The 9,567-nt window shown below is 47.9% G+C and carries 8 protein-coding genes and 1 pseudogene; 6 read left to right on the top strand and 3 right to left on the bottom strand.

What is annotated here, in order from left to right:
* On the top strand, positions 1-1,379 hold a 1,379-nt coding region (locus PPL9_RS01165; protein ID WP_057460928.1), incomplete at its 5' end, for a M10 family metallopeptidase C-terminal domain-containing protein.
* A gap of 133 nt (positions 1,380-1,512) precedes the next feature.
* On the opposite strand, the gene PPL9_RS31030 is transcribed toward PPL9_RS01165, so the two are convergent.
* Positions 1,513-1,704 (bottom strand): transposase, encoded by a 192-nt coding sequence (locus PPL9_RS31030; protein WP_208989091.1) that lies wholly within the window; start codon positions 1,702-1,704, stop codon positions 1,513-1,515.
* A gap of 383 nt (positions 1,705-2,087) precedes the next feature.
* Positions 2,088-2,327, bottom strand: coding sequence for a hypothetical protein (locus PPL9_RS31835; RefSeq protein ID WP_152986560.1), 240 nt, complete (start codon positions 2,325-2,327; stop codon positions 2,088-2,090).
* A 224-nt stretch (positions 2,328-2,551) separates the two neighbouring features.
* Here PPL9_RS31835 and PPL9_RS32255 point away from each other — a divergent pair, with 224 nt between their 5' ends.
* Both PPL9_RS32255 and PPL9_RS01155 read left to right on the top strand, forming a co-directional pair.
* Positions 2,552-2,722, top strand: a complete 171-nt coding sequence (locus PPL9_RS32255) for a hypothetical protein (protein WP_161831179.1) — start codon at positions 2,552-2,554, stop codon at positions 2,720-2,722.
* A 173-nt stretch (positions 2,723-2,895) separates the two neighbouring features.
* Complete coding sequence (locus PPL9_RS01155) at positions 2,896-3,525, top strand: hypothetical protein (RefSeq protein WP_208986564.1); 630 nt, start codon at positions 2,896-2,898, stop codon at positions 3,523-3,525.
* 486 nt (positions 3,526-4,011) lie between these two features.
* On the opposite strand, the gene PPL9_RS01145 is transcribed toward PPL9_RS01155, so the two are convergent.
* Positions 4,012-4,704, bottom strand: a complete 693-nt coding sequence (locus tag PPL9_RS01145) for a response regulator transcription factor (RefSeq protein ID WP_057460925.1) — start codon at positions 4,702-4,704, stop codon at positions 4,012-4,014.
* A 517-nt stretch (positions 4,705-5,221) separates the two neighbouring features.
* On the opposite strand from PPL9_RS01145, the gene PPL9_RS01140 reads away from it, so the two are divergent.
* From PPL9_RS01140 to PPL9_RS34035, 3 genes and pseudogenes are all read left to right on the top strand, one after another.
* The gene (locus tag PPL9_RS01140) at positions 5,222-6,292 is read left to right on the top strand and encodes a HAMP domain-containing sensor histidine kinase (protein ID WP_161831176.1); all 1,071 of its coding nucleotides are present in this window, start codon (positions 5,222-5,224) and stop codon (positions 6,290-6,292) included.
* Positions 6,293-6,463: 171 nt separating this feature from the next.
* The gene (locus PPL9_RS01135; protein ID WP_057460923.1) at positions 6,464-9,238 is read left to right on the top strand and encodes a discoidin domain-containing protein; all 2,775 of its coding nucleotides are present in this window, start codon (positions 6,464-6,466) and stop codon (positions 9,236-9,238) included.
* A 150-nt stretch (positions 9,239-9,388) separates the two neighbouring features.
* Positions 9,389-9,567: pseudogene (locus PPL9_RS34035) on the top strand (type I secretion system permease/ATPase); the annotation flags it as partial.

Here is a 9,567-nt window from a genome sequence, read left to right as displayed (position 1 = left end):
GAATATACGATGCCTCCGGAAACCTAGTTGCGTTTGACGATGACGGCGGGTCTGGTTTAAATTCATCTTTAGACTTCCTGGCATCCACGTCAGGCAGATTTTACATCAGCGCCGCTGCCTACTCAGATGGGCAGACCGGAAGTTATACTGTCAGTGTGGAGGAGACCTTGCCTCCATCACCGCTGGATGCGCTCGATTGGGGTAGTTCAGCTGTAGATACAACAAATATTTCTGTCTACTTTGCGCAAGCTGGTGAAGTTTTTGATGGCCAAAGTTCAGATGGCTGGACGCAGGCGCAGATTGATGGTGCGATGGCGTCGTTAAACGACTTATCGCAAGGGACAAATCTCACTTTTTCGGTAGCAAGCAGCTCAAATAATGCAGAGTTTAAATTTCTAACATCTGCCTTTGGCGGCAGTACTTATGCCTATATGAATCCTCCGAGTGAAGCAAATCCAGGTGTAGCCGTTTTCAATACCTCTAATATGAATTTAGCAAACCTAGATCCAGGCTCACTTGAGTACTTTGTGTTTCAGCATGAAGTTGGTCATGGACTGGGTATGTCGCACCCTCATGATACTGGGGGCGGTTCCAGTGTGATGAACGGGGTTTCTAGCTCACGCGGGGATTACGGTGATTTCAATCTCAATCAAGGTATCTATACCATGATGAGCTATAATGTCGGCCATGCAGAGCTTTATCCGGAATGGCCGAGTGATTATGGCGCGACGGTGGGCCCTATGGCGTTCGACCTGGCGCTTCTTCAGGAGAAATACGGAGCAAAAGACGCGAATATAGATAACAATACATATCTCTTACCAGAACTTAACGGTTCGGGCACACTTTATTCGTGCATCTGGGACACTGGCGGCATCGATACAATCGCGTATACGGGCTTCAGCAGCGTCAATATCTCGCTTGTAGCCGCTACTCTTGATTACAGCAGCACAGGCGGTGGTGTACTCTCCTATGCAGAAGGTGTGCGCGGAGGGTATACCATCGCCAATGGCGTTGAGATAGAAAATGCTTCTGGTGGCGCTGGCAGTGATACTGTGGTTGGAAACTCCTTGGAGAATGTACTTCAGGGCTTCTCCGGCGATGATTTCCTTGATGGAGCTCAAGGAGATGACCTTTTAGAAGGTGGTGCGGGACGTGATACCTTTAGTTTCACGAGTATAGGTGACACTGACACTATTGCTGATTTTCAGGACTCAATTGACTTTATTCAGCTCGGCTCTGAATTTGGCGCGAATTCCTTTGCAGAGCTGTCTTTGACCAATAGAGATGCCGACGTCATTGTCGCCTTTGGAGATAGTGAGATCATTTTGCAAAATACGGATCTCTCACTTATTGGCACCGAGGACTTCATCTTCGTATAATTTAAAATCCCAACATTGGGGTGTAAGGTAAGCGTTTGGCGAAGGCGACTTACCAACCAGCAACGGGCCCTGTTACGCTGACTTTACAGCGTAACACCACGGCATGAGGTCGGTGATGTGGGTGATCTTGTGATCAACGATTTAGGTCAGAACCCACGTGAGCCAGGCTTGAGGGGTCCACATTGTTGAGCTTGGCTGTTTCGATGAAGGTATAGGCGTTTGCCGCAGCTTTGCTGCCACCTTCTGATCCCATGAAGAGATAATTTTTCTGCCCAAGAGCCACAGGTCTCATTGCCCGCTCGGCGGTGTTGTTGTCGAGCTCCAGAGAGCCATTGTCGAGATAAGGCCGTGCTTTGGGCGCGCTGAGGGGTTAAGAGCTGTCATTCAGACGTTACCATCACTGGTTGAGACAGCTTATCTGAGCGTTTTCGGTCACTCTTAAAAGCCGCAGCTTCCAAAGACCGCACTACGATTCACTTACCGGCGTTTTGTAGACTTTCACGAGATAACATTGTTGCCGACATTGCCAAGAACGCTTTTTGCAGGAGAGACGTCGTCCTAAGCATCGCAAGAAATGCTTCAAATGTTGGTCAAGCAATACGACGTTTTCTTTCAAATCAATGTTTATCGGATCAAAAGCAATGACAGTCGTTTTCTGCTCAGCATCGGAGGTCAATGCGATTGCAACTCCACCACCTTTGCTACCAATCACAACATGGCCTGGGAAAACTCATGGTAGGTGGCGCTCTCTTCAATATCCGCAACCTCCTCGGCAGGAAACAGGTTTAGCCAACATGGTTGAACAGCAAGCGGCCCCTCTCCACCATCACTTTTAGATAAGAAGTCTAGATAGCTTGCAGGCAATGGAAATGGAGATACTGAAACTAGTTTTCCTAACTTCGCAGTAGACGCAGCATGGTTTTTATTCCATTTTTTATTTTCAAGCACTGCTTCCCCTATCTCTGGTATTGAATGGATTGAACTGTTCTTTGCCGATGGTGATTTTAACTTTAACGAGTAGCCATCAGTGCATTATGCAACGAGGTGTGGGCCAGCAGCTGCCATTCGACAGATTCCATCAAGGGTTGTTGCTGTCTACATAACGGGCCTTCTGAGTACCTTAACGGGTAGTCCTTCATGGGTCTGTATGATCACTAGATTAGGAGTGAACAATGGAGCAAAAGTTGAAATCGTCAGGCCAGCTTCAAAGATTTCTGGTAGTCTTCTCCGGCCTGCGCAATCTCATCGTTCCACCTCATCATCAACGTTCCGAAATCGACACTCAACTCCACCGTATCAACGCTTTACCACAATGGAAACAAGCTGCGATGCTTCACACTTAAAGTGCGGCTGGAGAAAACTAGCGCGGACAAATTCAGGCTGGCCTTTGATAGCGCCATCAAAGGCCAGCCTGCTGGGAGCAAATTGAACCGCTTTGTATTAATTGCTTTTGCTGAAAATTCGCGTTTTAAGGCTAGATACCAGTATCTTGAGGCAACCGACAATCAGCAGGACAATGACACAACGAAGCTCCTTACAGGGTAAGATAACACCCGAAGTTCTGGAAAAAGTCTTTACCGCCTCCTTTGAGTTGATCTTTGAAAACGGCCGCTCCAATCTCACTTTAGAAGCTATTAGCGAGCGGTCCGGCGTATGCCTTGAAGCGCTTCAAATGCAGTTTAAGGGTGATCAAGACCCTGTCGCTCCTGCAATGCGATGGTATATTATGCGGTTTAGCCAAGAAGTTCGTTCCAGTTCCGCATTGTTCTCAGACCTGTTTTCACGCATGCATTCCATGTTGATGGATTTTGCCGAACTGTGTGCTGCTCAATACAAAATGGAGGGCAATCTGTTCTGGTCTACCGTTGGAGATATCGCCCGATATGATCCAGAATTGCGTGAAGAATATCTTGAGCTGCGATCCATGTGGGCAGAAGACATTCGAAGCAGATTAAAAAACCATCGCCGGGAATTGAATGACGATGTTGACATCGAAGCTCTCACTCAGTTTTTTATGATGGTGTTTGAGGGCATTATCGAAATGGTCAAGTTTGACACGCCGTTGGAAGACGTACGCAAAGCAATCGACACAGCCATGATAATCCTCAGTAAGCACATGAAAAAAAATGATCTCGAACGAGATTAGGCCTTTGAGTGCCCGCCTCCATCAAAAGGTTTGCTCGTAAGGTCCCGTTAAGACGGATTTGAATTTCGCCTGCCTTTCATCAGCTACTATGGAACAGGCTTGCAGATTTGAATAAAGGAGTGTTTTGCCTCATCGTTGACTCTTAATCTAGTGATCAGGGCCAGAAGCCGACATTCGGGTGGTTCTATCAAGGGTTGAGACCAACTTGGATTGATGATGCCGTGGCCTCTGCTTAGTAGGGCCCAATCATCGATTGTGGGTCTCAGCAAGCTTAAGCAAGGTCCAACACACCTCTTCTCTCTTTTGAGGGGCCTGCGTACTGCGGTAGAGCCTTTTTCCGGTCAGAAGGACATAGCTTCTGGAAACTGCCTCACATATCTTGTCAAAAGCGAAGGTTTATTTCTGGGGAAGCTAATCAAGATTTTTGAAGAGAAGTTGCAATGAGCATCTGATTGGAGATTACGTAAGGCTTACTTTAGCAACTTATCAGTTCTGGAATGTATAACCCTTCCCCCACTCAGTCATGATGTGTATTGGATTTGAAGGTTCAATTTCGATCTTTCGCCGCAAGCGCTTGATTAGCGTGTCTACAGAACGATCATCCTTGCCAGCGTGCTGTCGAGTTCTGGCAACGGCAAGTATGTCTTCGCGGGAGAAAACAACACCAGGACTTTGCGCAAAAAAACGAAGGACTGCTGCTTCACTTTGTGTGAGCGGTACGGTAAGGCCTTTAATGTTGGAAATGCGCCGCAGCTGAAGATCAAATGTCCAATCTCCAATCTGTATTGCAGAAGCCGTATATTGTTGAGTGTGATCTTTACGACGACGTAGCACGGCTCGTGCACGAGCTAACATCTCCGGAAAAGTGAATGGTTTGACGATGTAGTCATCGGCACCAATGTCAAGCAACGCAATGATTGTGTCCTGGTCACTGAGTGAGCTCATCATAATGATGGCAGCGTCAGACCGCTCTCTGACTTCACGGCAAAACACTTTGCCAGAGGGGCCGGGCATGACAATATCAACAAAGCAGAGATCAAACTTTGTCTTGTTCCAAACCTGTCGCGCCTCGGGGACACTTGTACACCGATGGGGGGTGTAGCCAGCGCTAACCAAAGCCTTCCCCAACTCTTCTCCGAGGGTGTGATCGTCGTCCACGATCAAAATGCTCTCGCTCATCAAGCCTAAACCCTAGATAATCAATTGACTTTGCAGCACGCATATATTGTAACACCTACGCGTCAACTTGTCCCAATGCCGAGATAGATAAATGAAATCAATGAGGTTTTCAGCGCGTCTTACGCTTGGTCAACAACTAATGTTCTTGGTCATTGGGCTGGTATTGGCAGTTCAAGTCGTAAATGTAATCGTAACGCGTGTTGCTGATGTGCAGCTTGTCACAGCTGCGCAAAAAAGCTTTCATCTCACACTGGCAGGTCGGTCCTTCAGTGGAGCTCTAGCCCTGCCAGAAAACCAACGTGTCAGATATACGCAAACCTTATCTAATCTCGCTATTCATATAGAATGGGGAGTTCCGCGAGCACTACTTGAAGGTGATAAGCGACGCCCCGATATCGAGGCCGAAGCACTTTCCTGGTACAGTCTTGCGGGTATGCCAGTCTCAGAAGTGATTGTGACAGAACGAGGCTTTCCAACTCCTCCTCCGCCCCGCGGAATGGTGGCAGATCAGGCACCGATGTTGGGCCTTGGTGAGCCTCCACGCACTCTTTTGACTCATGAGCTTGACTGGACAACAGTCCCAAGATGGGTCTTTGAGGAGAAACCGACTTCACCTGAAAGTCTTCTGGACTTGTTTCGAGCTCAGCCACGTGCAGAAGTGCACCGAATTGCATTACGCCATGATGCTACAGGCAACTGGCTAACAGTCTATCAGCTTAGGCGTTTTCCACCTGTCAACGTCGCCTTCACAAATCTCATAATATCGAGCCTCATTTCTCTTTTAATAGCAGTGATCATCTTAATGATCAGTCGGCGTGTTATGAAGCCTTTTTGGCATCTTTCCCATGAAGCAGAACGGCTTGGTCGCGGCGAGGCCACTTCCTTTTTAGCTGTAGAAGGCCCTCGTGATACCCGAGAAATCATCAAGTCTTTCAATCGTATGAATGAGCGGGTTTCATTGGCTGTCGATTATCAAATCGGCCTTTTACGCAGTCTTGCTCATGATCTAAAGGGGCCTTTATCTGGGATCAAAAAACTTACTGAAGAAATCAAACCAGATACTGCGCGACATCAGATTTCAGCTCGTTTAAATCAAGTACAGAGCACCTTAGACTCGATAATGACTTTTTCACGTGCGGTGATGCGAGATGGAGACTTCCAGCGTGTAGACCTCACACTTCTACTGGACTTGGTGATTGAAGAGCGTTGTGAACTGGGGGATTTAGCTGAGATGGCAGACACAGAATCCGTCATCGTGTCCTGTCGTGTAAACGCAATCCAGCGCTGCTTATCTAATCTGGTTGAAAATGCCTGCAAGTATGGCAGTGCAGCTCATGCGACCGTTTCTAAGGATGGAGATGAAGCTGTTATCACCATAGAGGATAATGGCCCTGGCATCCCAGAAGAGGAACTAGAACGCGTGTTCCAGCCTTTCCAGCGCTTGGCGACAGACATACCCGGCAGCGGCCTGGGGTTGGCAATCGTAAAGACAATTGTAACTGACCAAGGTGGAGTCATAAGACTCTTGAACCGCGCTGAAGGCGGGCTCCGCGCTGAGCTTCGCCTTCCACTCCACCGGGAGGAATGACCAGAGTGACAAACTGTGACAAGTATTTGTCACAGTTTGTCACGAGACCTCAAATCGGACCCACGGTATCCATGTAGGAGTTGGACAATTTCGTCCTTAGAAACTCGGCGTTGCGCTCACCTGAGGTTTGCTCAGGTAATAGAAGTGTTCGCCCAACATATAGGTACTCAAATGGCAAACGACGATGATTTCCGGGAAATCGACAACAAAAACGAACATGTCAGCGGTAGCGTAACATTCGACAAGATCGCAAAAAGACAGAAGAACTTCGACATTTTCGGCACCGATCAGAACGAGCAAATAACGCTGGAATCATTGTCAAAATCTAAAGGGGAGGTAAAGAAGAACCCGAACCTCCACTACTATGGTTATGGTGGAATAGATTCTTTAATCTATAGCGGAAAGGAAACACGTTCGATCGATCTCGTTGTTCTCGACGGAGATACTGTCCTTATTGAAGGAGGTCATCAAAAAGGTGGTGACTATCCCTTCGGTAGCCTGAGTGTCACAGCACACGATGTTGAGATTTTTGACTTCACCAAAGAAGATGACACGGCCAATTTTTACGGTCTGTCTTATGGTATTACGGCCTACGGGGGGAGTGGGAATGACACTCTGATAGGCACAAGAGACCATGCTGATACGCTTTATGGAAATGGCGGAAATGACACGCTCGTTGGTTATAAAGGGGATGACCACATTGATGGCGGAGATGACGCAGATACGATCTTTGGCGGTCCCGGGGCTGATCTGCTTCTAGGTGGCAAGGGAAATGACACAATTTGGGGAGGTGAATCTGGCAATACTGTAGACAGCGCCAACGAGATGTACGGTGGTAAAGGCGATGACATCATTCATGGAGCAATTTGGGAGCTAACAGCAGACAACATCGACATCGCTTATGGTGGTGAAGGCGATGACGAAATCAGAGGTTATGATGGGAATGATATTCTCGATGGCGGTACCGGCGCTGATATAATCTATGGGGGAACAGGGAACGACATTATCTCCTCAGGCTCACTCAAAGACCAAGCCGTAAGTGACCAGCTTTGGGGTGGCTCTGGTGCGGATATGTTCATTATTGGCGATGGCAGCACCGATTACACCAGCGACTTTGTTCTCGATATTTCAGCAGCTTTCCCTAACAAGGGCAATGATTGGACATCTATCCTCGACGCTGCGGGCAGCGCAGTGGGGATTATACCGGGCGTGAAAATACTCGGTACAGTTGCGAAAGCAATAGCTTCTGGCTTTGATGCTTATTACACAGCAACCAACTCATCGCAGACAACCTTTACCATTGATTCCAGCTGGGGCAAGACTGCCGAAGTTCAGATCAAAGACTTTAACCCATTTGAAGATCACGTCATGATTCCGGTTGCAGTCGTCGATGGAGATTTTAATACTAACTACTCCTTCGACTGGAGCCCACCTGGCGATTTAGCGTTCGCAGTGACTGACAAACGTCAGGGTGAAAGCCAGCAAATCGTTGCCGCTCAATGGGCTGAAGATCTTATTGATTATGTTCCCGACTATATGACCGAAAATGGCCTGGGCGAAACGATTAATGGTGAAGTTCTCAAGGCGATCGCATTTAGCATGCAAGAGAGCTATTCCATGTATGATGGCCAGAACTTCTACTATGGAACTGACAAACAAGATATGAGCGATTGGAACGGAGAAATGAAAGGCTCCAACCTAGGCTACATAGATATTGGGGCCTATTCAGGTCGGACGATTTACGACGACGCAACCGATAACTACCGTTGGGCAGGAACAAATTTTGGCGATGTGCTTGGTGGTTTTGTACCAAAAGCTATCAACTCCACCTCAACAGCGACTGCAAGTAATGCTCAGAACGTAGTACTGTGGGGTATGGGAGGAGATGACCTGCTGTTTGGTGGTGTAGGTGATGATCTCATTTTTGGTGGTGAAAATCTTGATGGCTCATCCGATAGTGATACCGTAGCCTTCTATGACGCGGCTTCGGTTATCGTTGATTTGGGTTCAAAAATTACGAATACAAGTCTCGGTATTGACTACGCTGTTTCCAATGCGACCTATAATATTGAGTTCAATACTGACGGCACAGTTAAGAAAGTAAAAGTAGATTCGGACCGTTTATATGAAATCGAAAACGTGATCGGATCAGACGGAAACGATATCATCAAAGGTGATGATGGGCGAAACATCCTTTCAGGTGCTGGTGGAGATGATACATTAACTGGGGGTGACGGTGCCGACACCTTTGTCTTTGCTGCCAACTCCGGACAGGACACGATAACCGATCTGGACAAAGCCGATGTGCTCATTTTCGAAGGATTGACCGCGTCTGAACGCGATGCACTGATCAACTCTCTATCTGGTGAAGGCAATAGCGTATCGATTGATAGTGACAACACAGTAACCTGGGCAACAAGCCTCCACAAATGGTCATTCCAAACAAGTATCTCCACCAATGAAGATGATGCAGCAACCTATGATGTGACCGTTGCGGCGGCTCAAGCGGCTGAACGAGCGTATCATGCAGGACTTACAAACCTGACAGACACGCTGGACGCCAGTGCTGCAACACAGTCAAGCAACTACTCGGACACTGCCGACCTCGCAAGCGATGTTCTCGATGGTGACGTTGATACAATCAACCACACGGGCAAAAGCGATCCAGCCCCATGGTTGAGCATTGATCTGGGAGAAGATGCTCTGATTGAGTTCATTGATCTTGAGAACCGTCAGGACAACTGGACAAGTTCTCGTCTGACCGGAGCTCACATCGAAGTGTTGGATGATGGCGCAGTGGTTTGGTCATCCTCTGATCTGACTTCCGCACACAACCAGCTGATTGAAGTTGGCGGTATAGTTGGCGATGAAGTACGCATAGACCATGCGAATGGGCAATATCTACACATCGCTGAAATCGATATCTATGGCGATTTCATAGCCTAAGACGTCACAAGGACACGGGTCACTGAAGGCCCGTGTCCCTCATATATCTGGTGGGATTGTCACTGTTGATCAAACCTAGGACAGCTGCCACCTATCTGACCTATCTGACCTATCTTTATGGGTTTCTTGCTTACTGATCGTGAGTGAAACATGTCTTCGCAACAATCTATTTCCCCAAAGCGCCCTATGGTGGCTGAGGCGTTTGCGGCGTCTCGGTCCGGGTATGCGGGTGTTGGGGTCTTGAGTCTGGTCATCAACCTGTTGATGCTGACGGGTCCGATGTTCATGCTGCAGATCTATGATCGCGTGCTCGCCAGCCACAGCGTGCC

It is taken from the genome of Pseudovibrio sp. POLY-S9 (assembly GCF_001431305.1).
Classification (GTDB): domain Bacteria; phylum Pseudomonadota; class Alphaproteobacteria; order Rhizobiales; family Stappiaceae; genus Pseudovibrio.
This window is presented reverse-complemented; position numbering and strand designations above follow the sequence as displayed.